The organism is Streptomyces sp. NPDC088246 (genome assembly GCF_044741025.1).
Taxonomy (GTDB): Bacteria; Actinomycetota; Actinomycetes; order Streptomycetales; family Streptomycetaceae; genus Streptomyces.
Genome location: NZ_JBIURV010000040.1, coordinates 1 through 26,005 on the forward strand (window position 1 = coordinate 1; position 26,005 = coordinate 26,005).

At 69.1% G+C, this 26,005-nt stretch carries 24 protein-coding genes and 2 pseudogenes; 19 read left to right on the forward strand and 7 right to left on the reverse strand.

Translation table 11 applies throughout. From position 1 onward, the window contains the following. The first annotated feature begins 415 nt into the window (after positions 1-415). From ACIPEK_RS35885 to ACIPEK_RS35895, 3 genes and pseudogenes are all read left to right on the forward strand, one after another. On the forward strand, positions 416-3,598 hold the full coding sequence (locus ACIPEK_RS35885; protein WP_402005052.1) for a BTAD domain-containing putative transcriptional regulator: 3,183 nt from the start codon (positions 416-418) through the stop codon (positions 3,596-3,598). A gap of 144 nt (positions 3,599-3,742) precedes the next feature. After that, positions 3,743-4,573 (forward strand): annotated as a pseudogene (locus tag ACIPEK_RS35890) (transposase); the annotation flags it as partial. A 6-nt stretch (positions 4,574-4,579) separates the two neighbouring features. Continuing rightward, the gene (locus tag ACIPEK_RS35895) at positions 4,580-4,795 is read left to right on the forward strand and encodes a hypothetical protein (RefSeq protein ID WP_402005191.1); all 216 of its coding nucleotides are present in this window, start codon (positions 4,580-4,582) and stop codon (positions 4,793-4,795) included. 114 nt (positions 4,796-4,909) lie between these two features. Here the strand turns inward: ACIPEK_RS35895 and ACIPEK_RS35900 are convergent, their stop codons facing one another. After that, complete coding sequence (locus tag ACIPEK_RS35900) at positions 4,910-5,182, reverse strand: hypothetical protein (protein ID WP_402005055.1); 273 nt, start codon at positions 5,180-5,182, stop codon at positions 4,910-4,912. A gap of 88 nt (positions 5,183-5,270) precedes the next feature. Here ACIPEK_RS35900 and ACIPEK_RS35905 point away from each other — a divergent pair, with 88 nt between their 5' ends. The 6 genes and pseudogenes from ACIPEK_RS35905 to ACIPEK_RS35930 all read left to right on the forward strand — a co-directional run. Continuing rightward, the gene (locus ACIPEK_RS35905) at positions 5,271-6,068 is read left to right on the forward strand and encodes a hypothetical protein (protein WP_402005058.1); all 798 of its coding nucleotides are present in this window, start codon (positions 5,271-5,273) and stop codon (positions 6,066-6,068) included. Between the two features lie 169 nt (positions 6,069-6,237). Further along, entirely contained in the window at positions 6,238-7,248 is a 1,011-nt protein-coding gene (locus ACIPEK_RS35910) for a hypothetical protein (protein WP_402005061.1), read from the forward strand. A 359-nt stretch (positions 7,249-7,607) separates the two neighbouring features. After that, on the forward strand, positions 7,608-8,045 hold the full coding sequence (locus ACIPEK_RS35915) for a hypothetical protein (RefSeq protein ID WP_402005064.1): 438 nt from the start codon (positions 7,608-7,610) through the stop codon (positions 8,043-8,045). Positions 8,046-8,480: 435 nt separating this feature from the next. Next, positions 8,481-9,410, forward strand: a complete 930-nt coding sequence (locus ACIPEK_RS35920) for a hypothetical protein (RefSeq protein ID WP_229846371.1) — start codon at positions 8,481-8,483, stop codon at positions 9,408-9,410. A 332-nt stretch (positions 9,411-9,742) separates the two neighbouring features. After that, a complete protein-coding gene (locus tag ACIPEK_RS35925) occupies positions 9,743-10,039 on the forward strand; it encodes a hypothetical protein (protein WP_402005067.1) in 297 nt (98 codons plus the stop codon). 529 nt (positions 10,040-10,568) lie between these two features. Further along, positions 10,569-10,865, forward strand: a pseudogene (locus ACIPEK_RS35930) (TnsA-like heteromeric transposase endonuclease subunit); the annotation flags it as partial. 24 nt (positions 10,866-10,889) lie between these two features. Here ACIPEK_RS35930 and ACIPEK_RS35935 read toward each other — a convergent pair. Then, positions 10,890-11,453, reverse strand: a complete 564-nt coding sequence (locus ACIPEK_RS35935; protein WP_402005070.1) for a dihydrofolate reductase family protein — start codon at positions 11,451-11,453, stop codon at positions 10,890-10,892. Between the two features lie 740 nt (positions 11,454-12,193). Between ACIPEK_RS35935 and ACIPEK_RS35940 the strand changes: the two genes are divergently transcribed. Beyond that, positions 12,194-12,496: a hypothetical protein gene (locus ACIPEK_RS35940; RefSeq protein WP_402005073.1), complete on the forward strand. Its 303-nt coding sequence runs from the start codon at positions 12,194-12,196 to the stop codon at positions 12,494-12,496. 81 nt (positions 12,497-12,577) lie between these two features. Here ACIPEK_RS35940 and ACIPEK_RS35945 read toward each other — a convergent pair whose 3' ends face one another. Continuing rightward, the gene (locus ACIPEK_RS35945; RefSeq protein WP_402005075.1) at positions 12,578-13,129 is read right to left on the reverse strand and encodes a DUF6233 domain-containing protein; all 552 of its coding nucleotides are present in this window, start codon (positions 13,127-13,129) and stop codon (positions 12,578-12,580) included. A gap of 1,101 nt (positions 13,130-14,230) precedes the next feature. Between ACIPEK_RS35945 and ACIPEK_RS35950 the strand changes: the two genes are divergently transcribed. Further along, positions 14,231-14,941: a tectonin domain-containing protein gene (locus ACIPEK_RS35950; RefSeq protein ID WP_402005077.1), complete on the forward strand. Its 711-nt coding sequence runs from the start codon at positions 14,231-14,233 to the stop codon at positions 14,939-14,941. Positions 14,942-15,350: 409 nt separating this feature from the next. On the opposite strand, the gene ACIPEK_RS35955 is transcribed toward ACIPEK_RS35950, so the two are convergent. Next, positions 15,351-16,358 (reverse strand): LGFP repeat-containing protein, encoded by a 1,008-nt coding sequence (locus ACIPEK_RS35955; RefSeq protein WP_402005080.1) that lies wholly within the window; start codon positions 16,356-16,358, stop codon positions 15,351-15,353. An 814-nt stretch (positions 16,359-17,172) separates the two neighbouring features. On the opposite strand from ACIPEK_RS35955, the gene ACIPEK_RS35960 reads away from it, so the two are divergent. The 3 genes from ACIPEK_RS35960 to ACIPEK_RS35970 all read left to right on the forward strand — a co-directional run bounded on the left by ACIPEK_RS35960 (position 17,173) and on the right by ACIPEK_RS35970 (position 20,058). Then, positions 17,173-18,501: a helicase HerA domain-containing protein gene (locus tag ACIPEK_RS35960; RefSeq protein WP_402005082.1), complete on the forward strand. Its 1,329-nt coding sequence runs from the start codon at positions 17,173-17,175 to the stop codon at positions 18,499-18,501. Continuing rightward, positions 18,399-19,130, forward strand: coding sequence for a hypothetical protein (locus tag ACIPEK_RS35965; RefSeq protein ID WP_402005089.1), 732 nt, complete (start codon positions 18,399-18,401; stop codon positions 19,128-19,130). The genes ACIPEK_RS35960 and ACIPEK_RS35965 overlap by 103 nt, the downstream gene beginning before the upstream one ends. Before the next feature lie 115 nt (positions 19,131-19,245). Beyond that, positions 19,246-20,058, forward strand: coding sequence for a hypothetical protein (locus ACIPEK_RS35970; protein WP_402005092.1), 813 nt, complete (start codon positions 19,246-19,248; stop codon positions 20,056-20,058). A gap of 97 nt (positions 20,059-20,155) precedes the next feature. Here ACIPEK_RS35970 and ACIPEK_RS35975 read toward each other — a convergent pair whose 3' ends face one another. Together ACIPEK_RS35975 and ACIPEK_RS35980 are read right to left on the reverse strand one after the other, a co-directional pair. Continuing rightward, a complete protein-coding gene (locus ACIPEK_RS35975; RefSeq protein WP_402005095.1) occupies positions 20,156-20,728 on the reverse strand; it encodes an HD family hydrolase in 573 nt (190 codons plus the stop codon). 14 nt (positions 20,729-20,742) lie between these two features. Continuing rightward, positions 20,743-21,798, reverse strand: coding sequence for a helix-turn-helix domain-containing protein (locus ACIPEK_RS35980; RefSeq protein ID WP_402005098.1), 1,056 nt, complete (start codon positions 21,796-21,798; stop codon positions 20,743-20,745). Between the two features lie 181 nt (positions 21,799-21,979). Between ACIPEK_RS35980 and ACIPEK_RS35985 the strand changes: the two genes are divergently transcribed. The 5 genes from ACIPEK_RS35985 to ACIPEK_RS36005 all read left to right on the forward strand — a co-directional run bounded on the left by ACIPEK_RS35985 (position 21,980) and on the right by ACIPEK_RS36005 (position 24,867). After that, positions 21,980-22,378: a DUF6415 family natural product biosynthesis protein gene (locus tag ACIPEK_RS35985; protein WP_402005101.1), complete on the forward strand. Its 399-nt coding sequence runs from the start codon at positions 21,980-21,982 to the stop codon at positions 22,376-22,378. A gap of 108 nt (positions 22,379-22,486) precedes the next feature. Then, complete coding sequence (locus ACIPEK_RS35990) at positions 22,487-22,888, forward strand: hypothetical protein (protein ID WP_402005104.1); 402 nt, start codon at positions 22,487-22,489, stop codon at positions 22,886-22,888. Beyond that, the gene (locus ACIPEK_RS35995) at positions 22,885-23,583 is read left to right on the forward strand and encodes a DUF6875 domain-containing protein (RefSeq protein ID WP_402005106.1); all 699 of its coding nucleotides are present in this window, start codon (positions 22,885-22,887) and stop codon (positions 23,581-23,583) included. Before ACIPEK_RS35990 ends, ACIPEK_RS35995 begins: the two co-directional genes overlap by 4 nt. Next, complete coding sequence (locus ACIPEK_RS36000; protein WP_402005109.1) at positions 23,499-24,368, forward strand: hypothetical protein; 870 nt, start codon at positions 23,499-23,501, stop codon at positions 24,366-24,368. The genes ACIPEK_RS35995 and ACIPEK_RS36000 overlap by 85 nt, the downstream gene beginning before the upstream one ends. A 7-nt stretch (positions 24,369-24,375) precedes the next feature. Next, entirely contained in the window at positions 24,376-24,867 is a 492-nt protein-coding gene (locus tag ACIPEK_RS36005) for a GNAT family N-acetyltransferase (RefSeq protein WP_402005112.1), read from the forward strand. Between the two features lie 226 nt (positions 24,868-25,093). Here ACIPEK_RS36005 and ACIPEK_RS36010 read toward each other — a convergent pair whose 3' ends face one another. After that, on the reverse strand, positions 25,094-25,321 hold the full coding sequence (locus ACIPEK_RS36010) for a hypothetical protein (RefSeq protein ID WP_402005115.1): 228 nt from the start codon (positions 25,319-25,321) through the stop codon (positions 25,094-25,096). Positions 25,322-26,005: the final 684 nt, after the last annotated feature.

The following is a 26,005-nucleotide window of genomic DNA, read 5'->3' on the forward strand; positions in this document are numbered from 1 at the left end:
GGCCCTGGCAGCACGCCTGGACACACCTGTTCTCCACCGCCCACGGACCGGCCGACTGATACGAACAGCCCCTGCCCGCCCCGCCCGCAAGGGCCCGACCGGAACCGAACCGTGGAAAAGCTGGGCAGACCAGCGGACACAACCTGCCCTCACCCGGCCACCCGACCCGAAACCGATCAAAAAACCACTCTCAAATCCCCTCGGTGGATCAAGGCTTAGAGGCCGCCTGGCTGCGCGGGCACCCGCCCGGAACGCGTTCCCGATGGTGACCCCGCGCGCCTCCGGAGACCGCGCCGCTACGATGACGAGGGGGGAAGGTCCCCGCGTTCACAGGGGGGTGGGCATGAGGTTCGGGCTCTTTGGCGTACTCACGGTTCACGACGACGGGGGAGTGGACCGTGCGCCGAGTTCCCCCATGGCCAGAGCCCTGTTGGTCGCGCTGCTCCTGGACCCGAACCGGGTCGTCTCCTACGACCGGCTCGAAGCGCTCCTGTGGGACGGGCGGCCCCCGGCCAGGTCCCGGGCCTCGCTGCACAACCATCTGATGCGACTGAGGCGTTCACTGGGCGATGTCTCGCGGGTGCGCAGCGCGGCGGGCGGTCTGGTGCTGGGTGTCGAGGAAGAGGAGTTGGACCACGTGCGCTTCACACGGCACGTGGAGGCGGCGCACGACGCTCGGCTCGCAGCGGACTGGCAGGGTGCGGGCCGCGAGGCGGATGCCGCGTTGTCGTTGTGGCGCGGCGACCCGTTGGCGGAGTTCCCGACCCTGACCTTCGACGCCGCGGCCCAGGTGGCGGAGTGGCAGGAGGCCCGCCTGCAGGCCGTCGAACTGCGGGGCGATGCCGCACTGCGCCAAGGACGCCACGCCGAGCTGCTTGCCGAACTCACGCGCCTGGCACAGGAGTTTCCCGTACGGGAGTCCTTCCACGCTCAACTCCTCCAGGTGCTGCACCGCATCGGCAGAAGGGCCGAGGCCCTGGAGGTCTATCACCGCCTGCGTCGCACCCTCGTCGACACCATGGGGGTCGAGCCCGGACCGGCGGTCCGTGTCGCCTATCAGGAGGTACTGGACGACGAACGGGCCCCCGAGCCGCCCGACGCCGCGGCGGTAAGGTCCTCGGCAGGCGCCTTCGAGTTCGCCGTGCCGAACGCCCTGCCCCGGGACGTGGCCGTGTTCACCGGCCGGACCACGGAGATCGATCGCCTGCTGGCCGCCGCCGTGTGCGACCCCGGGACCCTTCCCGGCGTGGTGGGCATCCACGCGGTCGACGGCATGCCGGGGATCGGCAAGACGGCGCTTGCCGTCCACGTCGCGCACCGGCTCAAGGACGCGTTCCCCGACGGCCAGATATTCCTGCCTCTGCACGCCCATACGCCGGGAACGTCGCCCGTGGATCCGGCGGACGCGCTCACCACCCTGCTGCTCGCCGTCGGGGAGAGCCCCCAGCGCATTCCGACCGACCCGGCCGCGCTGGCCGGCCTCTGGCGCAGCCGCGTGGCCGGCCGTCGCGTCCTGGTCCTGCTCGACGACGCCCGCGGTAGCGATCAGGTCGAACCGCTGTTGCCCGGGACGCCCGGCTCGATGGTTCTCGTCACCAGCCGCCGCCGGCTCGAGGCCCTGACCGACGTGACGCCGCTGAGCCTCGATCTGCTGATGCCTGACGAGGCCGTGCACCTGCTCGTGACCAAGGCGGCACGCCCGGACGTCACGGCCTACGACCCGACGGTCCGCGAACTCGCCGCCCTGTGCGGCCACCTGCCGCTCGCGCTCCAGCTCGTGGCCGCCCGGTTGCGCCACCGTCCCACCTGGTCCCCGGCGGACCTGGTACGCGACCTCGGCGCCGCTCACGGCGGGCTCGACGCCCTGGCCTCGGAGAACACCTCCGTCGCCGCTGCCTTCGATCTCTCTTTGCAGGACCTTTCCCCTCAGAGCCGACGGCTGTTCCATCGGCTCGGGCTCGTGCCGGGGGATTGCTTCGACGCCTACGCCGCCGCGGCCATCGAGGACATCTCCCTCGGCTCCGCACGCGCACTCCTGGAGGACCTGGAGAGCAGGCACCTTCTGGAGGAACGGGCGCGCGGCCGCTATCGCATGCACGACCTGGTCCGCGCCTACGCCCGGGCCGGTGCCGCCGAGGAGACAACGGCCCCTGGGGAGCGCCTGCTCGACTACTACCTGCACGCCACGGTCGAAGCCGACCGCCACATGGCACGTTTCACCGCCCCGGACCTCGTCCGCACAGCGCGCCGCCCCCCGGCTCTGCCCGTCTTCCGCGATGCCGAGGACGCCACGGCCTGGATGCACGCCGAACGGGAGAACCTGCGGGCGGCGGTCGAGTACGCCGCCGATCGACGGCACATGGCCCACGCTACGCACCTGCCCGCCGCGATGGCCGAATTCCTGCGGGGAAACGGCCACTGGCTCGATGCGCTGGCGCTGCACCGGACGGCCCTGGATGCGGCCCTGGTGACGGGCGACCTCACCATGCAGGCCGTGGCCCATCACAACAAGGCGATGATCGAGTGCCTGCGTGGCCACTACGAGCAGGCCGAGGCGGGTTTCCGGCAGGCCCTCACGCTCGTACGCGAGGCGCGGGACCGCCGCCGGGAGGGGATCGTGCTGAACGGGCTCGGACGGGTCCAGCGGCTGACCGGCAGGTTCGGTGACGCCATGGGCAGCCATCGTGACGCGCTCGCGTGCTGTGTCGACGTGGGGGACGTGCAGGGGCAGGCCGCCGTCTGGATCGAACTCGGCCATGTCCAGCAGCTCACTGGTGACTACGCACAGGCAGCCGCGAGTCTGGAGCGCTCTCTGGAGCTGAGCCGCGAACGTGAGGACGTCACCCGGGCCGGTGCCCTCACCACCCTCGGCGACATCCTCAGGTCCACCGGCCGGTACACCGAGTCCGTCGCCCGCCATCGCGAGGCCCTTGTGCTCTACGAGCGTCTCGACGTTCCGTTGGGCGTGGCGAACGCTCTCACCGATCTCGGTGACGTGCTGAGACTGCTCGGCGCGTACGACGAAGCCGCCGACACCATCGCGCGGGCCCTGCGGTTGTCCCGAGAGATCGAAAGCAGAATGGGCGTGGCGCAGGCCCTCACGTTTCTGGCCCGGGTGCAACTGCGCCTCGGGCGTCCCGCGGAGGCCGCGCAGGGCCTGCGCGAGGCGCTCGCCATCTGCGAGGAACTGGGCAGCCCCTTCGGGTGCGCTTACGCGACGATGCACCTGGCCGAGGCCACGTCCGCCCTCGGCACGCACGCGGAGGCCCTCGGCCTCGCCCTGGCGGGCGTGGAACTCTGCACGCAGACACAGGACCGCGGCGGCAGGATGACCGCCCTCGTCATCCTGGGCGACGTCCGACTTGCCGAGGAAGCCCCGGAGAAGGCTCTGGAGTGCTACGAGGCGGCTCTCGCCCTGGCCCGCGAGATCCGCTCCCCCTACGATGAGGCCCGCGCCCTCGAAGGCGCCGGGCGATCCCTCGCATGCCTGGGGTCCGCCCGTGAGGGCCGTGCGTTCCTCTGCCAGGCCCTCGCGATCGACGAACGGCTCCAGGTACCCGACGCCGACCGCCTGCGCGCACTGCTGTCCGACGCCTGAGACGGTTGTGCGGCCTCAGCTTGACGTTTATCCTCGCCTGTCACCCAACCTGCTGATCTGCGGTTCTTCCCGGGACAGCGGAGGCGGCCGTTCTCCACGCTTCGAGATGTCGAGTCACGAAGCACGAGAGAACGGCCGCTGCGTATGAGTCTCCCTCTCCCAGGGCCCGCAGGCGAGGCGTTGGATGTCTTGTCCCGCTTTCGGGTCGAGTTCTACGAGTGCCTTTACGCCCGGGCGGATGCGCTCTTCGAGCTCACGGACGCGGTGCTGTGCGTGGACGGGCCGGTGAAGACGCTGGTGGAGCTGTCGCTGGCCCTCGAGTACCGGCGTGGGCATGGTGCTCTGTACGCAGCGTTGGACCGGGGCTGGGCAGAGCCGGCGCGGTTGCGGCGCACGCTGGCCGGCCTGCCGTTGCCGAAGGCGGCCGACGGGCGGATCGTGCTGGCTGTGGACGTGAGCAACTGGCTCCGCCCTGATGCTCCGACCAGCGACGACCGGCTGTTCTGCCACGTCTACGGACGCGGTGCCCGCAGCAAGGACCAGTTCGTGCCGGGCTGGCCGTACTCCTTCGTCGCCGCCCTGGAAACGGGCCGCACCTCCTGGGTCGCCCTGCTGGACGCTGTGCGTCTGGGGCCCGCCGACGACGCGACCGCCGTCACGGCAGCCCAACTCCGCAGCGTTGCAGAGCGGTTGATCCTCGCAGGGCAGTGGAAGCCAGGAGATCCGAAGATGCTGATCGTCATGGACTCCGGCTACGACGTCGCCTACCTCTCCCACGCGCTGGCGGACCTGCCGCTCGTGCTGCTCGGGCGTCTGCGTTCGGACCGTGTCATGCTCCGTGACCCGGGTCCGACCCGTTCCGGGCCCAGGGGCGGGCGTCCGCGCCGGCACGGCGGCGTTCTCGCCCTGGCCCGGCCCGAGACCTGGCACACCCCCGAGGTGACCACGTCCACGGACACCACCCGCTACGGCAAGGGCGGGGTGCTCGGTGACCTGGCGGCACGCTGCGGCCGGGTCACGGGCTCGACCGCGCGGGCCGGCACGTCCGTGATCACCGCGACCGTGCCGCTGGCCGAGCTGTTCGGCTATGCGACCCGGCTGCGCAGCCGGACCCAGGGCCGGGGAACGTTCACCACCCGGGCCACCGGTTACGCCCCGGCACCGGGCGCGGTGCCTCGCGGGACACCGGACCGGTAGAACCTTCGACGGCCCCGCCCGTACGCGGGCGGGCCGTCGAAGGCGCGGGGTCGGTTGTAGCCGAAGCACCTGGGAAGCGGTGCCCTACTCACACCCTGAGGCCGCACAACCGTCTCAGGCGTCGGACAGCAGTGCGCGCAGGCGGTCGGCGTCGGGTACCTGGAGCCGTTCGTCGATCGCGAGGGCCTGGCAGAGGAACGCACGGCCCTCACGGGCGGACCCCAGGCATGCGAGGGATCGCCCGGCGCCTTCGAGGGCGCGGGCCTCATCGTAGGGGCAGCGGATCTCGCGGGCCAGGGCGAGAGCCGCCTCGTAGCCTCTAACACCGCCTGTTAGACAGCTGTTAAGGAGCACGAGAAAGATCGGTTCCATCGATCCGATCAACATCGGATCAGGGGGAGTTCGTGCGTAGCCGGCACGGCGCCGCCTCTCAGCACGCCGATCCCCACAGCCCACCAACCATCCGAAGGACATCATGACAATTGCAGCGAAGGCCACCACGGCAGGAGTGCTGGCCGCATTCGTATTCGCCGGACTCATCACCCCGCAGGCCGCCTCGGCTGACTCCCCGTCTCCGACCTGGGTCGGCACCCTATCCGCGCAGGAGGTCGGGGCGGCCAAGGCCGCCAACGACGACCGGAACGACAAGTCCAAGGACGGCTGGGGCGGCAGGAACGCCACCGCCGCCGAACTCAAGTCGAAGGACGCCTACATGGCGGCCCACAAACCGAAGGCCGTGACTTCCGCGACGAGCAAAATGCTCGCGAACACCCACCAGGGCCAGTGGTACAACAACTACTGTGGGCCCGCCACGCTGGTGATGGCCTTGGGCATGCGCGGTATCTGGAACCACGACCAGGGGACCTTCGCCAGCTGGATCGGCATCACGCCGAACAACGGCGGTACCGGCGTGGACCAGATGGGCAAACAGCTGAACGACGAGGCGGGCGGGTTCCCCTATGTCAGGATCAACCTGCCCTACACCCCGACCAGCGCAGACGTCGCCGCGTTCAAGAACCGCCTCATAGGCGACACCGACGCCGGCGCCTCCCTGGTTGGCAACGCGATGGAGGTCTACAACGGCCCGCACCTTGTCGGCCACCCCAACAACAGCACGACGATCTATCACTGGTTCCCGTTCCAGGGCTACGACGGGGACTGGGCGGCCTATCTGGACTCGGCGACCACCGTGTGGTCCAGCGTGCCTTCACGGAGCGGAATGCCCAACAGCACCCTCGTGACGATCATGGGCGGCCGTGGCTACAACTGGTAGGGGACTGCTGATCGCAGCGGTAGGCGTGGCGCTGGCGAGCACCTTCGGGTGCTCGTCGGCACCACGCACTTCCGAGGCGACAGCAGAGTCTCCTACCCCGAGCAGCGCAGCACCCTCCCAGCCGTCCGTTTCCGCGCCCCCGGCCGATTCCGGCAAGCCGTTCTGCAAGGTGGACACCCCAGCCGCCTGGAAGCAGGCCCAGACCGCCGGCATGCTCCAGGCGGCGCAGGGCGAGTCTTTGAACCCGATGGCGGTGGCGCCCGACGGCTCCTCGGTGATCGCCGCCAGCCAGCGTGATGGCCGTGTGACCTTGGTCTGGTTGCGTGACCAGGGTCGCAAGCGCACCACGATCTACACCGCCGCCAACTCCGGCCAGGGTGGCCTTGGCCTGGCTGACTTCGACGGCCGTTGGCTGGTCTTTAACGTCCTTGCCTCGAACGATGTCGGCTCCAAGTGGGAGCTGTTCGCCTGGGACTCCCGGGCCGGCGGAGCCCCCAAGAGCATCGCCAAGACCCAAGTCGGCGCCGACGGGAACCCGGTGCCCGGGCCGTTCATGTACCCGTGGGTCAACAACGGCAAGGCGACCTGGGTCCAGGGAGTCAGCGACGGGACCAAGGACCAGAAACTCACCGACGTCCAGCGGCAGGTCCACCTCTACGATCTCGCCTCGGCGACCGACAAGATCGTGCACACCGGGCGCATGGCGCCCTCGTTCTTCGCCGGAGACACACTGGTCTGGCCAGAGGCCTTCGCCATCGACACCCCCACGAAGCTCACTGCGGTTACCGCGCATGGCACGCCGGGCAGCCTCCCCGCGGCGCTGGCCGCCGCTGACGGCTCACCGGCCTCGGCGAGCGACGGAACCACCTGGGCGTGGACCGGAGTGGGCAACAAGAATCTGTACGCCTGGAGAGCCGGATGGCCAGCGCCGGTCATGGTGGTCGAGGGGGTGCCCATCGACTGGGTCCATGTCGCCGGAGATGTGATCACCTGGACCGATTCCACCGCGACTTGGGCCGCCGACCTGCGCGGACGCGCCTACACGCAGATGACACCGCAGTACGGGGGAACCAACAGCCACGGGACCGCCGTCGTCGTCTCCTATCCGGGACCAGACAAACGATCAGTCAGCTACGTGTTCACCAGTGCAGGCCTCGCCCCGCTTTCCTGCCCGCAATGAGGGCATCTGCCTCATAGGTACGTTCCAGCATCGGGCCTCCGAGGGACCGCAACCCGAGCCAGGACTGTGGCACTGATCCCGCAGTCCTGGCTCGACTCCCAGCGCGACCGCAGCCCAGAACGCTACACAGGGCTACTCGCCACCTGGTCGTAGGCATCTCAGGGGCCTAAGGAGTCAAGCCGCATCCCTCAGAGAGGAGGGAAATGCCTCATGTTCTTCGAACACTTCGCCCCTCTGAAGGTAGTGGAAGAGCTGTCCGATCATCCGGTTGAAGAGGTGCCGGAGGCCAGCCGCGTGCCAGTCTCCGCGTTCTCTGCGGGCCCGGTAGTGGGCGTTGGCTCCCTCGGATTGAGTGCGCGGTGGCTGTCGCCCCGGCGATGATTCCCCGCCACCTCGTCAGCAAGGGCGCTGGCATCGCGCTCGATCTCGCGACCGGCCTGGCCCGCGACCCGAACGACGGGCCAGGCAAAGCGGTCTTCTTCTCCGACGTCACCCTCTGGCTCGACAAGCAGGGCAAGGGCTGGGCGGACTTCGGAGCCGACTACGAAGCCGTCATCGACGAACTCGTCAAGGCACCGGTCCCGCAGCTCTACATGACGCTCGTGCAGAAGGCCCACGCCATCCTGTGCGACGCCAGCCGCGACGGGGTACGCCTGTACTACCCGGGCGGCGACGTCGAACACGTCACCCCGCAGGTACGCGCTGACGTTCACGCCGCCATCACCACCAGCCTGGAGCGGGACTGGCCTCCCTATATCCAGGGCCTCATCGACCGCGGCGCCCTCCAGACCCGGTAGTCACACAGCGACGGGCTCCTGTGACTGGGCGAGCTAGGTGACACCAAGGTGGGTCGGTGAGCTGGCACCGAGCGTGGACTTGAGCGCGGTACCTGTCACTGTTTGGGCATTCCAGTTGTCACCACCTGGGGTTTTTCGCTCTAGTTGTCACCAACTTCGCTGGACCGGGGCTGCGACGGTGATCTCCGTGATGCGGCTTCTGGGGGCGGGCTCCTTTTTGGGGCGCGGAGGAGATACGCGCGAAAGGGGACACTTCGTGACACTGCGCTAAGGCCTATTGCAGTGTGCTATGGGCAATGTGGCTGACCGTAGTTGGCCTATGGAGGGAGATACGCCGGTAACTGACTCGCCGGAAGCAACTTTCGCGCCGAAACCCACGTCTGCCAGTGGGAACGGGACCGAACCCCACCGACCCATACATGAACGGAGCTTTCGGTGCTCATAGGACTGCTCACCGCCGTGGCAGCATCGATCTGTTACGGCACGGGCTCCGTCCTTCAGGCCGTCGGATCACAGAAGTCAGCCCGCCGGGAGGCCGCCGAGGGCAGCGTGACCCAGCACGGTGGCCCGAGCCTGTCGTCCACTGCGAAGGCGGCGATGACCTGGGAGTTCATCGTCGGGACCATCCTGGACTTCGTCGGCTTCGGGCTCGGCGCACTGGCGGCGCGCCTCCTGCCGCTGTTCCTGTCGCAGACCGTGATCAGCGCCAACTTGGTGATCACGGCGGTGCTGAGCATCAAGCTCCTCGGCATCCGGCTCAACCGCGCCGAGTGGACCTCGATTGCTGTGGTCTGCTCCGCGCTGGTGCTTCTGGCGACGGCGGCGGGCCCGGAAGGCAGCGGCGACACCCCGATCTCCACGCACTGGTGGCTGCTGGGGATCTCGCTGCTCCTGATCGTGGGCGGCACCGTGGTCGTACGCCTACTGGGGGCGCGCGCCGCGATCCTGGCCGGCCTGCTGTCCGGACTGGGCTTCGGCGCCCTCGGTGTCGGGGTCCGTGTGCTGAACGGCATCGACCCTTTCGACCCGGGAGCGCTGCTCTGCGACCCGGCGCTCTACGCGATCCTGGTGGCAGGCATCGGCGGCATGTACCTGCACACGGTCGCCCTGCAGATCGGCTCGGTCAACGGCGCCACCGCCGCGCTGGTCGTCGGCGAGACCGTCCTGCCGGGCATCATCGGCGTGCTGTGGCTCGGCGATGCCTCCCGTCCCGGCTTCGCCTGGGCGGCGATCACCGGGTTCGTGCTCGCCGTATCGGGCGCGGTGGCAGTAGCCTGGTTCGGGTCCCCGAAAGGGCACGGCAGCGGCCCTGCGGCGGCGCCCGTGACACCCGCCAAGGACGCCCGGACGTCCGCGGGGGTCTGACCCGGCACCAGATGCGCCGAATTTCCAACGCTTGGCTGCCGTACGGGAGCCATCGTTTGCGTCACAACTCCCCCACACGCAAGCCTGGTTGAGATCCGACATCCTCTGGCCAAGAGAGCGGTTCAACGTGTGGAGTCTGGTGGCCAAACCGACGACTCGCCTGCGCATCGTCTCTTCCGTCCGGCATCGTTGCTACCGATATCGGGCTCCCAGATGCTCAGTGACAGGTCGCGCCCAAGTGGCAACTATCTCGCCCAGTCACAGCTCCAGCCTCCTGCGGAGATCGGAGCCCGCGCTGTCGGTGGTGGCTGGCAGGCTGGCAGGCTGGTCGGATGAACGGTGATGAGCAGTTGCTGCGCGGCCGGGTGTTCGGCCGCGACCACGACGACCCCGACCCCGGCCCGCTCCCGCACCAGACGTACGCCGCGCTCGTCGGCGGGCCGTTGGACGGACTGCTGCTGGACATCCACGGGTGGCGGCCGGAGGAAGTCGACGACGGTGTCGCCCTGATGACTGAGCTCGGGCGGTGGCCCGGCGGGCACGCCCTGTACGATCCGCGTCCCGGTGAACCTCGCACACCCGGCCCCGGCGTCAGCTGCCGCTTCTACTACTCCGGCGATACGCCCTGAGAGCCCATCTTTGAACCTCATGTTCCTTGGCGAATCCAGTGCATGGGGTGCGTGGAAGGTGGCAGGCTCTGGCGAAAGATCCGGGGGAGAGGGTGCGGGGGGAGAGCTTTTTCGAGCGGGTGGCGAAGGCATGGCCGGTGGGGCGGCGCGACCTGCACTGGCACATCCTCCCGGCGGCGAGTGAGGGAGACGCGCTGCTCGCGTCCTACCCCGATGTAGGGTCTCAGATTTCGCGGCACAGTCTCATCTCCGATGGCACATCGGCGGCACTTATGCCGTCTTCGTGAGACTCGCTGGTCGGGGTTCTCACCCGTTCGGGTGGCGGGGTTCCGGCCCGCTCCGCCCGTCAGTGCCTGGCTGACACCTTTGGCTGTACGGGTCGTTGCCCGTGGGGCGGGGGTACGCGATGAACAGTGTCACGGCGACGGTGAGTATCCGTCAGCAGCTTGGTGCTCTTGTGGAGGTCCGGGACTGGGGTACGGCACCTGTCGACCTTCTGCAGTCGGCTTGTCCGTAGCGGACGTTCCGTCGGTACAAGGGCCAGAAGCACTACTCGGGTATCTACTGGTCAGCGACGATGCGCGACCACGTGATCTACGAGTCGCGCTTGGAACTGTCGCGGTTGCTCTTTGCCGACTTCGATCCGTCCGTACGCGGCATCGTGGCCCAGCCTTTCCTGCTGAAGGCCGTTGTGGAGGGGCAGGCCCGCAAGCGCATCCCGGATTACATCTTGACCACTGAGCAGGGTCCGGTAGTGGTGGATGTGAAGCCGCACTGCCGGCTGTCCACCCCAGTGGTGGCGTTCACGTTCGCGTGGACCCGGCAGGCGGTCGAGTCGCGTGACGGGCGCTCAGCGCCTCGTCTCGTACCTGGTCAGGATCACGCCGCAGGGAAGCGTCCGCGTCTCCACCAGGTTCAGGTTCACCCAGCTGTCCAGCGCGGTGAAGAACGGCGTGCCGCCGCCCACCAGGACCGGCGCGGTGGCCAGCACATACTCGTCAATCAGCCCGGCCCGCATGGCCGCCCCGGCGAGCGTCGCGCCGCCGATGTCCATCGGGCCGCCGTCCTCGGCCTTGAGCCGGGTGATCTCGGAGACCGCGTCGCCGGTGACCAGGCGGGTGTTCCAGTCGACCTTGTCGATCGTCGAGGAGAACACCACCTTCGACATGTCCCGCCAGCGGCGCGCGAACTCGATCTCCGCCGGGGTGGCGTTGGGCTGCTGGTCGCCGGTCGGCCAGTAGGAGCTCATCGTCTGCCACAGCTTGCACCCGTACAGCGACAGGTCGGTCGCCTGCAACTGGTCGGACCAAAACTGGAACAGCTCGTCGCTCGGCACGCTCCAGCCGATGTCGTCGCCGGGCGCGGCGATGTAGCCGTCCAGGGTCAGGTTCATGCCGTAGATCAGTTTCCGCATGGCGCCAGCCTTCCGTGAGTCGGTCTCACGCGTACAGACCGGCGCGGCGCGGGAAACTCATCGGTGCGCGATCTGAGCTCGCATGTAGTCCTCGTGCTCGGTGGCTCAGCCGCAGACTCATCGTTCCGCCGAGGAAATGGCATCGATCTGAGACTGATCTTGGGTGACATCGCGGTGAGACAACAGAGGACCAGCAGGTCACAGAAGATCGACATGTCATCGGCGGCGAGACCCTACACCCGAGGCTGTGTTCTCACGGCCGGGGCTGAGCCGGGTGCCGGGTGAGTGGCTCCATTGCACCCTCCTGCACGCGGTCGGCCTCTCCGCCGACGACGTCGACGTCGACTCGCTCGTGAGGGACGCGCGCACACGTCCAGCAGGTGGAGCCGTTCACGCTCACTTTCGACAGACCGGCCATTGCCCCCGTCGCCATCGAGATCAGCGGCTGGCCCGGAACGCCGTTTACGCGCCTGGTGGACAGCATCACCCAGCTCACGCAGGAGCAGCGCACCGCCTTCCGGCCGGCGGCCAGCCGCTACCCCCACATGTCCATCGCCTGCACCGTTAAGCGAGGGCTCCGAGACGATCAACCCCGTCGACCTTCGGGCAGCGTTGGCGAGTATCGAGGCGCCGCTGTCGCACACGGTGCGCGCGGACCACATCCACCTCGTGGAGTAGTGGCACGACGGCGCGACGATCAAGTGGGAGCCGATCGCGTCGATTCCCCTGAAGGGTTCCGCATGAGCTTTCCTGGCACTCGCCCGATCCATGGCGACCGTGTTGACCTGATCGCGGCAGGAACGTCGTTCACCGCAGTGGGCGCGATCGTCGTCCAAGGAGTGCTGAAGGACGGGCGGGGTTTCGTCGAATTGGTACTGCCCGATGCCGACCCACAGCAGCGCCGGGACCTCGAGAAGGCGACGCAGCTCCAGTACTGGCTGTACCGGGATGGCGCACTCCTCTATGCCTCGCCATCACTTCAGATGAGGGACATACGCCGGGCCGCCGACGACGGAGCCCTCATCCTCACCGGATCACCCTGACCAACAGGTCGAAGGACAGCGAGTGGATCGTGCCGCTGGAAGTCCCGGTCACCATCGAGGGTGCTTCCTGACCACGGCAGGTCAGGAGTCGGTGATGTGGTCGAAGCCGCTCATCATCGGCGTCAGCTCCTGAGCGCACCCGCACAACGTGCACAGCCGTGTCCCGGGGTTCTCCGCGACGTTCAGCGCGTGTTCCACATCGAGCAGCGGCGCGCCCTGCGGCGCCTCTTCGCAGTCCGGCGCGTGCAGCACACCCCGGGCCGGGCCCCGCCCCTCGCGTACCTTCGCCAGCACCCAGCCCGAAGGCCGGCGCTCCCCGAGGACCTCGCGAACCACCGACTTCGGCGCCAGCGGAAGGTGCTCGGTGGCGACCTGGTCGTAGTCGACGCCGTCGACCGGCCGCACATGGTCGGGAGCCCGGACCCACCCCCGGTACTCCGCCGCCTCCACCCCGCCGTCCTCGAGGTCCCGGAACGACGGCAGCCCCACGAGGTACACCCACCCCGTCTCGGTCTGCCGCCGCCTCCACAGCCGCGCCACGACCTCCTGCTCCGGATGCCCCAGCACCGGGTCGGCGGGCAGCACGACACGCACCGGCACCGGCTTGGCCGCGTCATCGGAGGCAGTGGTCACAGCCCCACGGTAAGCACCGCCGCCGCGCCTTCTTGACGTAACCCCTGGCGAACCTTTCGTACTGCTTTGCGCGTTCCACCGCTTCTTCGTGTTCGGTCATGCAGTCCCTCCCAGATTGATCCCTCCCACCGTTGTACCGACCGCGCCCCACAGTCGGTGTGACGACGCAGGCTTGTTGGCAAGAACCGGAACAGCCTGCTGCTGGTCAAAGAGTTATGACGCCACGTAGTTGGCAAAGGCGACGCAGGTTAGTCGGCAGCGCGCGATCAGGATCGTGATCTACCCCTCCGAGGATTGCGCCGCGTAGTCCGGCAGGAGGTCGTGGAGGTATGCATAGAAGGGCTGATGGTCTGGACTGCGGCCCTGGAAGGAGCAGATGACTGCGGCATCGACCACGTCGACTCCCTGGAGTCCGAGCCCTTGACGGATACGGGGGCTTGAGCTTGTTCACCCTGAGAGTGGCGGCCTCGCGCTTCGCTCATTCGCGCTCCAGAACGGCCCTGGCGTCGTCCCGGTCGAGGAACCCTGACTTGTCCGAGTCGAGATCGTCGAACAGCTTGATGGCCTCCTGCTCGTCCCACATCCCTTCGGGCTGACCCCTCTCACTCCGGGCGAACGCGAGCCACTCCGTCTTGCTGACCCTGCCGTCCCAGGATTCGTTCCCGGAATCGTCGGCGGTCTCAAGCCACGAATTGCTCCACGGTTACCTGGCTTGTGTCCACGGTCACTTTTCCTCTCGCATGGCTGGTCACTGCGCCGCAGCACTTCCCACCGCGATAACCCGCGACTCATCAGCCACTCAAGCGGGGGAATTTTGCAGCTTGTACGGGCGTGCCGTAGGTGGGTCTCGGTGTCTTTGGTGAGGCCGCCCGGCGGGACGCATGGAGCGCTGCTCGTGTCGATCCCCGGCAGGTGGGACAGCACTTCGAGCCGAAAACACCGCTGCCCGACGCGCCTCTGTTGCCGCATTGCAAGGCGACAGGATTTAAAACACCGATTTTCTGGCTTGTTTGATATTAGGGCAAGCATTCACCTGCTTTCGCGACGTGCCTCACCGCCAAGAATGAGAGCTGATACCGGTTCAAGGAAAGGTGTTTCGGCATGGCGGATTGGGTGAAGGTCACGGGCAGTCTCTCGGCCATCTCGGCGGGGTCCAGGACGACGGTGTGGGGGGTGAACGCGGCGAGCAGCATCTTCCATTACACGAACTTCGACGCCAACCCGTGGGTCAGCCCCGTGGGGGCGCTGAGTGACATCGGTGCGGGTGCCGACGGCACCGTGTGGGGCGTCAACGGCGGCAACCAGATCTTCCGGTACACCGGGGACCAGGACAGCTCGAACCCGTGGAAGAACATCACCGGCGGTCTCAGCCGCATCGACGCGGGTTCCCGGACGAACGTGTGGGGCGTCAACCCGGCCAGTGAGATCTTCCGGTACACGAACATCGACGCCAACCCGTGGCTCAAGATCCCGGGTGCGCTGAGCGACATCGGCGCGGGCGCCGACGGCACCGTGTGGGGCGTCAACAGCGGCAACCAGATCTTCCGGTACACCGGGGACCAGGACAGCTCGAACCCGTGGAAGAACATCACCGGCGGTCTCAGCCGCATCGCGGTGGGCTCCCGGACCAACGTGTGGGGCGTCAACCCCGGCGGAGCCATCTACCGGTACACCAACAACGACGCGAACCCGTGGGTCAACATCCCCGGCCCCGGCAACGCCACCGACATCGCCGCAGGCGCCGACGGCACCGTGTGGCACGTCACCAGCGCCAGCGAGATCTACCGGTACACCGGCGATCAGCCAAGCTGACCCCCCACTGACCGTGCGGGCCCCGACCGGGACAGGTCGGGGCCCGCACCCGTGCGCCCTGAACCCGGCGACCGAGGCGGTGGAAAGGGCTGTGATCGTGCGGGTCGATGCCCACGCCGTGGGCGGGTGTGCGCAGCGGTCTCGTGTCCCGTCTCATCCGAGTTGGCAGCTGATGGAACTCTGACCTGCAGGTCTGCCAGGTGGTGGGGGAGCGAAGTCGGGTGCCGTTCTCAATCGAGTCGGCTCTCGCGGAATCGGGGCTCGTGCAACGCCGCGGGTCAACGGCCTGGCCAACACGGTCCAGTTCCGGACTGAACTGGGCTGCGGTTGTACCTTCGCAGGTCAGTAGCCCTATCTGAATCTCCCGATGGCCCCCAGCCAAGGCTGGGGGCCCACAGGGTTCTGTTGGTCAGTCCCACTCGCAGGTGTGGCTGAGGAACTTCGTCAGGCTGGTGGCGTCCTCCATGCCGATGTCGCTGCGCCACGATTCGAGGTCGAAGCTGACGCCGGTGTTCCACTCGCCGGGCCAGATTCGGAAGGCGAACTTCGCGTGGCAGGCGTACTGCTCGTACAGGGAGTTGTGTTCGGTCTGGCTGACGTCGTTCGGGTAGGGGGCGAGGGACCACATCTGGGACCAGCCGCCTTGGAAGTCGCTGCGAGCTTTCCTGAATCCGGCGTCGGTCGGGAACGCGCGGACGACGACGTTGCTCGTGCCGTACGGGATCTCGACGCGGAGCTCGCGGAACCAGTCTGTGCCGGTGGTGCCGGAATAGCCGACGCATTCCCCGTTGCAGCCTTCGACGCCGTTGCCGGCGGACCAGAACAGGACGAGGTTGTTCTTCGAGTAACGCTGATAGATGGACTTGTAGTTCTCGTCCCACTGCTCATCCGAGGCGGGGTAACCGAACGCTCCGTCTTCCCATCCGTATTGGCCCCAGAGTTCGCCGATTTTCCCCCACACGGGGTGCGCACCGTAGGAGGGGTGCCAGTAGACGGTGCCACCCTGGAACGTCTGCCGCTTGCCGGTGCCGTCGGGGTTGGTCAGCTCGTCGGACGTGGGGTAGCCGAGCTTGCCGGTTTCCCAGCCCAGGGCCTCCCACTTGTCGCGGATCGCGCCCCATACGGGGTGTGCGCCGGTCTGCGCGGTCCAGTAGATGCTGCCGCCGGTGAAATGGTTGTAGCGACCGGCGCCGTCGGGGGTGACCAGCTCGTTGGTGGTGGGGCAGCCGAGTGGCCCGCCCTTGCCGCCGGTGGCGGTGTAGGCAATGAGAATGTCTCCGCCGACCTTGTGGTCGCAGATGTCCGCGGCGGCGGCCGTGGGTGCCTGCACGAGGAGCGCGGCGAGGGCAGTAAGCGAGACGGCTGCCGCTTGGATCATTCGGGTGGTCCGCCGTACGAGCTTGGTGCGTGGTGTCATGCAGTGCTCCTTTTGTCGGGATTATGCGTGTCCACCCCACTATGGGGTGAGGGAAGCGCCGTACGAGGGGTCTCCACTGCAACGGTCGCCCTTCGCATCCACAACGGCGCGTTTCCCGCTATGGGTCTCACTGCCCGCCACCCGGGCACCGGAGAGCTCCTATCCACCGGGAAGTTCACGGTGTAGACCGTCGCGGTCGGCGATTAGCTGAAGATCGTCTCAAGCTTGGGCCTGGTGAAGGCACTGCGCTCAGGTTTGCATTCGCCCTAGTCGGCGTGCACCGTGACGTTTCAGTCATGGACCGCCTGGACCGAGTGCGTCCGGAAGCACACCAGGCACTCCTCCGCCCAGCCGTGGGCCATCGGGACACATCGACCAGCCCCGGGTGCATCGGTACCTCCGGCCCTCGCGTGCATGTTGCAAGCGACCGTGCCAGGACCGATGAGAACTCGGCCTGCAAAGTGAGACCAAACCACCCGAACGAGGTAGAAGATGCTTCCCGGCGCGCGGAAGTGAGAGTCCGACAACATGGATGAGACCGAGTGAGAATCCGCCAGCTTCAGTGCGACAGGACATCTCGCGTGCCCGTAACGCAGAGCGACATCAGCGACGTTTGCCAACAAGCGTGCTGATTTGCCAACTGTGATGCTTCGTCACAGTCGGGGCGCCTGCGGATTTTTGGTCCGCGGAGTTGTCCACAGATCGCTGCTCCGGGCCCACAAATCGCCGGACTCTATCCACAGGCCAACGCTTTTACCCTTCGTGTCCACTTCCAGGTGTGAGGTGCCGGGACGCAGATCGAAAGGGCATGGCCATGGCACAGACGAAGTTCGACAAGCAGGTGGAGAAGGACGCCGAATCCCTCATGTTCGGGATCGGCCGGATCCTGGCCGGCCGGGACCTGGACGGCATGAAGCGCACCGACGCCACGTTCTGGCACGCGGGCACCCGGGTCCTGCCGAAGGTGGAGGGCAAGGTCCGGCGCCGCTCCTACAAGCCCGGGTGGCGGCGCCTGTCCTTCCGCGTCGCGCTGGGGGCCGGGGTCGCGGAGAGCGGCTACCTGGCCACCCAGGACCTGGACGCCACCATGCAGACCTTCCAGGAACTGTGGGACAACCGGGAGACGGCGCTCGCCGCGCTGGAGCCCGGCGGGATCGGCGCGGCGTCGGTGCTGACCGTGGGCAGCGCGGCGTACATGGTGCTGACCCGGGAGCGCCGGGAGCTGATGCGCGAGTGGGTCGGCCCGCTGCACGACGCACTCCACCAGCCGCTCGGATACGCGGAGCAGACCGAGCCGCGCCGCTACCTCCACATCCCGAAGAACTTCTCCGACGACGACGCGGAGATGCGCATCGACCTGTCCAGGCGCCTGGGCTTCTCCCGCGACGTCGTCTCCGACCTCATCACCCAGAAGCTCGCCCTGGAGGGCGTGACGTTCTCCTGGCACCCCGAGGGCCGCACGCCGTACGTGCTGGTGAAGAAGACCCGTAAGCCCCCGGCGAAGGCCCTTTTCAAGGACCCCAAGACGCGAGAGCTGGTGGTCAAGGCCAAGGAGTCCGCGCCGATCATCGGGTTCGGTGCCGGCGGGCGGATCGTCTCGGTCGACCTGGACGCCGAATCCCCGCACATCCTGGTCAACGCCAGTACGGGCGGCGGCAAGTCGGTGACCCTGCGCTGTATTGCCTGCCAGATGCTCCACCACGGCTCGCACGTGTTCGTCCTGGACACCAAGCGGATCTCCCACCCGTGGGCGCGCGGCATCTCGAACGTCACCTACTGCGCCGACATCGCCGACATCCACGACCAGCTCATCGAGCTCGGCATGGAAGGCCGGCGCCGCACTCGGGTCGCCGACGAACTGGGCATCGACGCCGACCCGAAAGCCATCGGCCCCCGCCTGCTGATCCTCCTCGAAGAGATCAACGCGACGATGAAGCAGCTGGCCCGCTACTGGGAGAAGGCCCGCGAGTCCGGCGACCCGAAGGTCTCCCGGCCGTCGACGCGCTCAACGAGATCCTCTACATGGGCCGCCAGCTGCGCATGCACGTCCTCCTGGTCGCCCAGTCCGCGACCGCCCGCGCCCTTGGGGGCCCGGAGGTCCGCGAGCAGTTCTCCACCCGCATCCTGGCCCGCTACAGCGTGAACGCCTGGCGCATGCTCGCCCCGGAAGTCCATCCCGCGCCGAAGTCCACGAAGCACCCGGGCCGCGCCCAAGTCGTCATCGGCGGCTCCGCCAGCGAGACGCAGGTGCTGTTCTTCACCGAGGCCGAAGCCCGCCAGTGGGCCACCACCGGCGCAGCGGCCACCGGCTCGCGGCGCGACGCCACCCCCGTCAGGCAGGGCCCGGTGCAGCTGCAGAAGCCGACTCCGGCACCCGCAGACTTCCTGACCGACGCCTGGAGTACCAGCGCCCCGGCCCTCACGCCCACAACCGATCCCACGGCGGCCGTCGACGCCGACGTCCTCGACGCCGACGTCCTCGACGCCTGGAGCACGAAGACCCCGGCCGTCGACTCAGGCAGCCCCGCAGCGACGTCGCCGACGAACCCGGCCCCGGCCGACGACGACCAGGCGGTGGGACTGCGAGAGGCCCACCAGCAGCACCTGCCGGACATCACCGTCGCAGCCCTGCGCTACGCCCGCGCCAACGACCGCACCTTCCCCAACTCGGTCGACAAGCGCGGCGCCGAACTCCTCTACCGCGTCGGCGACCTCAAGAAGTGGGCCCGCAACCGGCCCCGCGCCGCCACCGGCACCACCGACCTGGACTGATCCGCCAGTCCGCCGACACCGGCCGAACCGGACCTGTCCGGTTTCGCCGACACGATCCCCCCAGCCCTGGAGAACACCCGGTTCGCCAGGCACCGCACAGAAGAGGAACACACCCATGAAGAAGACCGCGCTCCCGAAGATGCTGAGCTTCTCCGCCCCCGACCTGCGCGAGCAGATAGAGGCGCTGCCCGAGGGGACCGCCCTCATCGGCATCAGCACCGACGGGCGGGCCATCGCCGTCGACCTGGACGTCGAAGCCCCGCACGTCCTGGTCTGCACCGCCAGCGGCGGCGGCAGCACCACGATGCTGCGCTCCCTGACCGCCCAGTTCCTGCACCAGGGCGCCCACGCCCTGGTGCTCGACCCCAAGCGGATCTCCCACCTGTGGGCGAGGGCCCTGCCCACGGTGACCCACCGCGGCAACATCGCCGGCATCCACGACGCCCTGGTCGGCCTCGCCGACGAACTCAAGCGCCGCCTCGACCTCAACGGCGACCTGGAGGACGTGCCGCGGCTGATCGTCGCGATCGACGAGGCCCACGCCACGCTGCGGCAGCTCGCCCGTTACTGGGAGACGTCCCGGCAGAAGGGTGACCCGAAGACGTCCCCGGCCATCACCGCGCTCGAGGACGCCCTCTGGGCGGGACGCACGGCCCGCGTCCACGTCATCTTCGACGGGCGGCCCCACACCACCGTCCTCGGACCGGAGACCCGCGAGCAGTTCGCCACGGTGATCCTGGCGCGGTTCACGGCCGACACCTGGCGGCGCCTCGCCCCGATGGCCGGCCCCGCCCCGAAGCAGCGTCACCCCCAGCCGGGCCGCTTCCACGTCGTCCAGCAGGGCGACGCCCACGAGACGCAGGCGGTCCGGATGACCGACGCCGACGTCGTCAACTGGCTCACCGACCCGGAGGACAACCAGAGCTGACCCCGAGCCGGTCACACCACGGGCCCCGGGGGATCAACGCCCCCGGGGCCCGGCTCCATGCAGTCGCGCCGTCCGATGACGGTGGCGGCTGGATCGGTCAGGGCAGGAAGTTCTTCTGCCACTGGAGCGAGTCCATGCTCAGCGCGGCGTCGGCCAGGGCCTTCGCGGACGGTGTCTGGAGCGAGGCGAGGCTGGTGTCGATCCAGTTCTGGGTGAGGCTGTAGCCCTGCTCCCGGTATTCCACCGCCTGGACCAGGCATTCGAGCTTGTCGGCGTCGCGGGCGACGATCGCCTCCGGGGTTTCGGCGGCCTCGTATTCGTCGACCGCGCTCTGTACCCCGGTGCGTACGGCCGGGTGGGCGTTGGCGACTTGGTCGGCGGTCACCTCGCCGTTCGGGGCGGCCCTGATGTACTTCCGGCCGATGTGCGGGATGTCGCCGACCCGCGTCTCCTGGCTGTCGTGGAAGAGGCACATCAGGGCGACCCGGGCCGGGTCTGCGCCTTCCATCATGGCGAGCACCGAGCCGATCACCCCGACGCGGAAGGAGTGCTCCGCCACGGATTCGGGGGCCTTGTTGCCGGTGAACCACCAGCCGGTCCGTGCGACGCGCTTGAGCACGCCCATCTCGGAGATGAAGCTCGCGGTGCCCTGGGTGGTGTCGTTGGCCATGCGGTCCTCCGGTGTCAGCGGTTGTGATCGAAAACGTAGTGGACGTGGGCGAGCTCGCGCCGCGATCTCGCCGACAGCGTTGCTCCGTCCAGGAGTTGGCCGGCCTGCTCACGCAGCGGGCCCGCGAGCGGCCCGGCGGCCTGCGCCAGCCACGGGAAGGCCGTCAGCAGCGCCCACAGCGAGTGCGCGTACAGGTCGACGTAGCCGGGTGCCAGGTGCAGCCCGCGGGCCAGGCCCCGCAGCAGGGTCACCGGATCCCAGCTCGACAGGTCCCGGTCTCGCATGAAGGCGTCGTCCGGCTGCGGCAGCGGCAGCGCCCCCAGCCACAGCGCCCAGTAGTTCAGGTTCGCGGCCTCCGCGGTGTCGTCGTCGGCCAGGGCGCGGTCGTTGAAGTCCAGCAGCGGCTGCGGATCTCCCAGGCGGGCGAGCGCGGTCGCGGTGGAGCGGGCCTCCGCCCAGTGCGGCGACCAGCCCCGCCGGGCCAGCACGTCACGACGGCGGTGAAGGGTGTGCGCGGTCCACGCGGCCGCGTCCGGCCCTCGGTCGTACGAGGCGAGGTAGAGCGCCTGGCGGTGCAGCAGCACCCCACCCTCGCCCTGCCGGGCCGCCGCCTCGGTCGTGCCCCGCAGGTGATCGAAGAACACCGCCCTGGCCGCGGCCGCCAGCTGCGGCGCGACGGCGACCGGACCGCGCCGGGGCCTAGGTAACCGCCCGGCGAGCGCCGGCGGGACGGTGCCGTTCAGCGCCCAGGCCAGCATGTGCGCGGTGTCCTGGGTGTGCACCCACCCGGCCAGCGGGTGCGGACCGCCGACCTCGCCGTCCAGCCCGGCCGCGATGATCCGGTCCGCGTCCATCGCCGCGTCCAGCCACGGCACCAGCGCCACGTCCGCACCGAGCGGAGGCAACCGCCGGCGCAACTCCGGCAGCGCCCCGGCCCGCATGTTCGCCAACGGACGCCGCCCCGACTCCCAGCCCTGCAGCGTCTCCACGTCCACGCCCAGGACCTCCGCCAAGGCAGCCTGCGTGCGCGGCATCGACTCGCGGACCAGGCGCAGCACGAACCCGCTCACGGCACCTGCTGATGTTCGTCGCGGCCTGCCCATACCGGCCTGCTCCCCGGTCGCCCTGCGCACCGAAACCCGTACTCACGGTCAGTCCTACCGCATCCCGCCCGCCCCTACCGTCGGGATGCGGTCGACGTCCGACGAACGAGACCGTGCCGCCCGCAACCCACGACCCGGCGAGGCACCGATGAGCAGCACGCACCTGGTCCTCCACGACCCCGAAGGACGCCTCGAAGCGGAACTCCCCCTCGACCGGGAGCTCCACAAGTGCCTCGTCAAAGCCGTGCTGGGATGGACCGGCAACCCCGGCCTGCCGCCCGCAGACCTTGAACAAATCGTGCTGCTGCTCACAGGCGCCGCCCGCGCCGTCGCCGCCGACGTCCGCCGCGCCGCGGAACTGTTGCCCGAAGACCACGCCGCCCGCGCCCTCGCCGACGTCGTCCTCGAGGAAGCCGACCGCCGCCTGTCCGTCCCGCTGGAGGGCACCGCGCGCTGCGCCCAGGGCCGCGCCCGGCTCGTACGTGCCCTGTACGAGCGCCTGGACCGCCTCGCAGGCATCGCACCCCAGGCCGTCCCGGCCCCCTGAGACCATCGCGCACCCGGGACCGATCTCCCGGGTGCGCGGTGCACGGCACCACACCCCGGCCCAACCCGGGCCGGGAGAGCACCACTCGACACAGAGAGGGGCACCACCGTGAGTACCGCAACGACCGAGCTGCGCCGGTTCATGACCATCACCGGCCAGCGCTTCAAGGACGGCCAGTCCGCACCCGAGATGTTCTCCCCGGCCGTGGACGCGGCCTGGCACGAACTGCTCGGCACCCCCGCCTACGCGGCCCTGTGCCAGGAGACCGCCGGCCAGCCCATCCGTCACGTCGCGAACAACGGCCACGGCCCGATCGCCTGGGTCGCCGCCTACGAAGAGGCGTACGGACCGCTGCCGGAGATCTGGTTCACCGACGCCCACGGCAACGTCGACCAGGCCGCCATCGCCCGCTACCAGGAGAGCGGCACCGTTGTCGCCGAGTGGGACTGCGGCCCCGCCGGCGGCGACGGCGACATCGTGCCCGACCAGCCGGAGACCGCCCGCCGGTGACCACCGGCCGCACCAGCGCAGCGCCCCGGCCCACCACCGGGGCGCTGCGCCTCGTTGAGGCCAGCACCACCCGGCCGAGATCCGTGGACATCCGTGACTACGCACGGCAGATGACCGCCCACTGCCCCTACCTGGCTCCCTCCCTCCAGCGGGGTCTGACGACCTGGACGGTCTACCGCGCCGACGGCGACGCCGAAGCCGTCCAGGCGGAGCTCTTCCACGCGGGTGCCGAGGCCGCGGAGTGGCTGCGGCCCCTGCTGAACCGGCCCCACGGTCTCCTGCGGTGCGAGAACATCGTCCTGGTGGGCGACGTGCCCGGCGCCCGGCACCGTGACCTGCTGGCCTGGCCGCACTGGGTGCTGAAGAACCTCTACGGGCCGGTCGGGGTGATGTTCGGCAAGTTCTACGCGGGAGAAGAGGAAGTCACCGCGGCCGGCCACCGGATCCCGGCCGCCCCCGCCTCGTTCCTCCCCGTGAGGGCCGCCGTCCGTCGCCGCGACCCACGCTTCCTGAGCGCGACCCCCGACTTGGCCGCCGCGCTCGCCGCAGCCGACGACGACGGCCGCGACGTGTTCGAGCACATCCCCACCGAGTGGAAGGAGATCCGCACATGGGCCCAACGCCTCCTCCCCCCGGCGAAGCTGTCGCCCTCCTCACCGGACAGACCGGCGAGCCCATCGCGATCCAGCTCCTGAGCGACCGGCGCGGCTCCCGGGCCTGGAAGGTCCAGGGCCCCAAGGGAGCGGTCGCGGTGAAGGCCAACACCCCCGACGGCGACAACGCCCGCGACAAGGCCGCAGAGATGGCCCAGGAGGACGACCACCTCCTTCACCTCACGGCCGCCGGCGCCCTCAGCCCCGACTACCGGGTGAGCGCCGGGACTTGGGAGGGCGGCCGGTGGCTGGCCGTCAACTGGATCGACGGCGCACCCCTGTGGCGGGCTCTCGCCCTCGCCCGCGGGCCCGAAGGAGACCGCGCCGCGGTCCGACCCTGGCTCGCGGGCATCGCCCGCAGCTGGGCGGAGCACCTTGCCCGGATGCACGCCGCCGGCTGGGCCCACGCCGACGTCCAGCCCACCAACACCCTCGTCACGAACGACGGCCACGCGGCGGTCATCGACTACGCCCTCGCCTGCGGCCCCGGCGACGGCCGCCGCGCTCCGTACCGGGGAGCCCTCACCCACACCACCGCCCCCGAGATCGCCACCGCGATCCTCTCCACCCCCGCCGACACCCACATCCAGGCACAGCCAGCCGCCGACATCTGGAGCCTGGGCGCCGCCCTGTTCTGGTGCTGGCCGGCCACCGCCCCGTCCCCTACGACGACACCACCGACCGACTGGAGAAGCTGGCTGTCATCGCCAAGGGCACCACCACCGTGCTGCGCGATGTCCGGCCGTGGCCGTTCCCTGAGTTCGAGGACGTCATCACCGCGTGCCTGGCCCCCAGCCCTGCCGACCGGCCCACCGCGAAGGAGCTGACCGCCGCATGGTGACCCTGCGCGCCCTGTGCCCCGATGACGCCGCCGCCCTCACCCGCGTCTACAGCGGCGCCTCCATCCGGCACACCACCGGCAAGCCCCTCACCCTCGATCAGGCTCACGAGAAGATCCGCGCAGCCCTCGCCCGAGCTGCCGAAACCCCGCGTGCGCAGTGGAGCTGGGGCATCCTCGACGAAGCCGTGCTGATCGGCCTGATCGCCCTGCGGCGACGAACCCCGTCCATGGGCACCATCAGCTACATCCTCCGAGAGGACACCTGGGGCCACGGCTACGCCACCGAGGCCGCGCACCAGGTCGTTTCCGTCGCCTTCACCACCGCCGGCCTCAACCGGCTGGAGGCCATGCACCACCCCGACAACCCGGCCTCCGGCCGTGTCCTGGCCAAAGCCGGGTTCACCCGTATCGGCACGTCCGACCGGCACACCGACGACGGAACCGTCCCCTACGAGCTATACGCGTTGGAGCCCGCCGAGACCTGAACCAGTGCGACGCACGGAAGAGGGGGACCGGGCCCAAGATCTCAGGGCCTACACGCACACCAGTGCGATGCCACCGCCTCCGGGCCCCGGCATCGCACTTGAGTGCGTGTAGGCCCTGGGGCACGGTGCCGCTGACCCGGGTCAGCGAAGAACCCCGGGCCGCAGCGTGCCCGGGGTTCTGCCTGCCAACGTCACGCCGCCCGCTCCGGTTTGGGGGCGGGCACGATCACCAGTCGTCGGGCGCGCTGCCCACCCACGCGATCGGCCGGCCCGCGCTGTTGCGGCCCCAGTGCGGTTCCTCCATCGAGGTCTCGTGACCGTCGTCCAGGACGCAGATCCGTCCCCAGCGGCCGTGCTTGCCCGGACAGATCCCGGTGAGCCGGGCCGCGTCGCCGTTGCGCACGGCCTGGTCGTAGCGGTCCTGGAAGGGCTGGAGGCGGGCGCACAGCTCCATGCCGAGCTCCGTATCCGCCGCCTCGACCTGTGCCCGCGCCTGGACTGCCTCACAGAAGCTCTCCCCGCCGCGCCGTAGCCCCTGCCCGTGCAGGCACGCACAAACAGCGGCCTCTGCTGTGGCATGGGTCACATATAGCGGGAATGCCTCGCTGAGAGTTACCTGGACGCCCGGCCGCCAGGCTTCGCCCCAATACACGAAGAAGGTTCAATAGCAACCATCTTCACTCTCTGCGGCGGACGATAGGGCTGGACCGGCCGCCCGGCCAGGTAACGCTTCGCTGTGGCCGCTCCAACTCGCCTTTCCCGAAGGGTCCGTGAGCGCCGCTGACACCACGTAGGCTGGTGCCAGCTTCCCCGCAAGGAACCCTTCGGAAGGGATCGCAAGCGGGTCCACGGGCCCGGGGTCCGAACATCGGTCCCCTCTCCCGAAGGGATCACGATGGGGAAGCACGAGAGGCCGAAGTCGGTCAACTGGAAGAAGGTGCGGCGACGCATCCGACTCTGGATGACCCCCGTATCGGCCACCGCGTTCTGGGTAGGTCAGACGGTCCGCACTTGGTGGCTTCAGACCTGATGCCGGTCCCAGCTCATTCGAGGTGAGCTGGGCCGGCGCCAGAACGCGGGGCGCGGGGTCCTTGCCGTGCGCGCGGCGGGGGCCCCGTCGCCATCCGCAGCACTGCTG

Excerpts from the sequence above, each read along its gene's own strand:
- ACIPEK_RS35960 (WP_402005082.1), top strand. The coding sequence starts at position 17,173 with ATGGCACAGACGAAGTTCGACAAGCAGGTGGAGAAGGACGCCGAATCC.
- ACIPEK_RS35985 (WP_402005101.1), top strand. The coding sequence starts at position 21,980 with ATGAGCAGCACGCACCTGGTCCTCCACGACCCCGAAGGACGCCTCGAA.
- ACIPEK_RS35925 (WP_402005067.1), top strand. The coding sequence starts at position 9,743 with ATGAACGGTGATGAGCAGTTGCTGCGCGGCCGGGTGTTCGGCCGCGAC.
- ACIPEK_RS35885 (WP_402005052.1), top strand. The coding sequence starts at position 416 with ATGGCCAGAGCCCTGTTGGTCGCGCTGCTCCTGGACCCGAACCGGGTC.
- ACIPEK_RS35975 (WP_402005095.1), bottom strand. The coding sequence starts at position 20,728 with ATGGCCAACGACACCACCCAGGGCACCGCGAGCTTCATCTCCGAGATG.
- ACIPEK_RS35905 (WP_402005058.1), top strand. The coding sequence starts at position 5,271 with ATGACAATTGCAGCGAAGGCCACCACGGCAGGAGTGCTGGCCGCATTC.
- ACIPEK_RS36000 (WP_402005109.1), top strand. The coding sequence starts at position 23,499 with ATGGGCCCAACGCCTCCTCCCCCCGGCGAAGCTGTCGCCCTCCTCACC.
- ACIPEK_RS35965 (WP_402005089.1), top strand. The coding sequence starts at position 18,399 with ATGCACGTCCTCCTGGTCGCCCAGTCCGCGACCGCCCGCGCCCTTGGG.
- ACIPEK_RS36005 (WP_402005112.1), top strand. The coding sequence starts at position 24,376 with ATGGTGACCCTGCGCGCCCTGTGCCCCGATGACGCCGCCGCCCTCACC.
- ACIPEK_RS35900 (WP_402005055.1), bottom strand. The coding sequence starts at position 5,182 with ATGTTGATCGGATCGATGGAACCGATCTTTCTCGTGCTCCTTAACAGC.
- ACIPEK_RS35970 (WP_402005092.1), top strand. The coding sequence starts at position 19,246 with ATGAAGAAGACCGCGCTCCCGAAGATGCTGAGCTTCTCCGCCCCCGAC.
- ACIPEK_RS36010 (WP_402005115.1), bottom strand. The coding sequence starts at position 25,321 with ATGGAGCTGTGCGCCCGCCTCCAGCCCTTCCAGGACCGCTACGACCAG.
- ACIPEK_RS35950 (WP_402005077.1), top strand. The coding sequence starts at position 14,231 with ATGGCGGATTGGGTGAAGGTCACGGGCAGTCTCTCGGCCATCTCGGCG.
- ACIPEK_RS35940 (WP_402005073.1), top strand. The coding sequence starts at position 12,194 with ATGAGCTTTCCTGGCACTCGCCCGATCCATGGCGACCGTGTTGACCTG.
- ACIPEK_RS35955 (WP_402005080.1), bottom strand. The coding sequence starts at position 16,358 with ATGACACCACGCACCAAGCTCGTACGGCGGACCACCCGAATGATCCAA.
- ACIPEK_RS35935 (WP_402005070.1), bottom strand. The coding sequence starts at position 11,453 with ATGCGGAAACTGATCTACGGCATGAACCTGACCCTGGACGGCTACATC.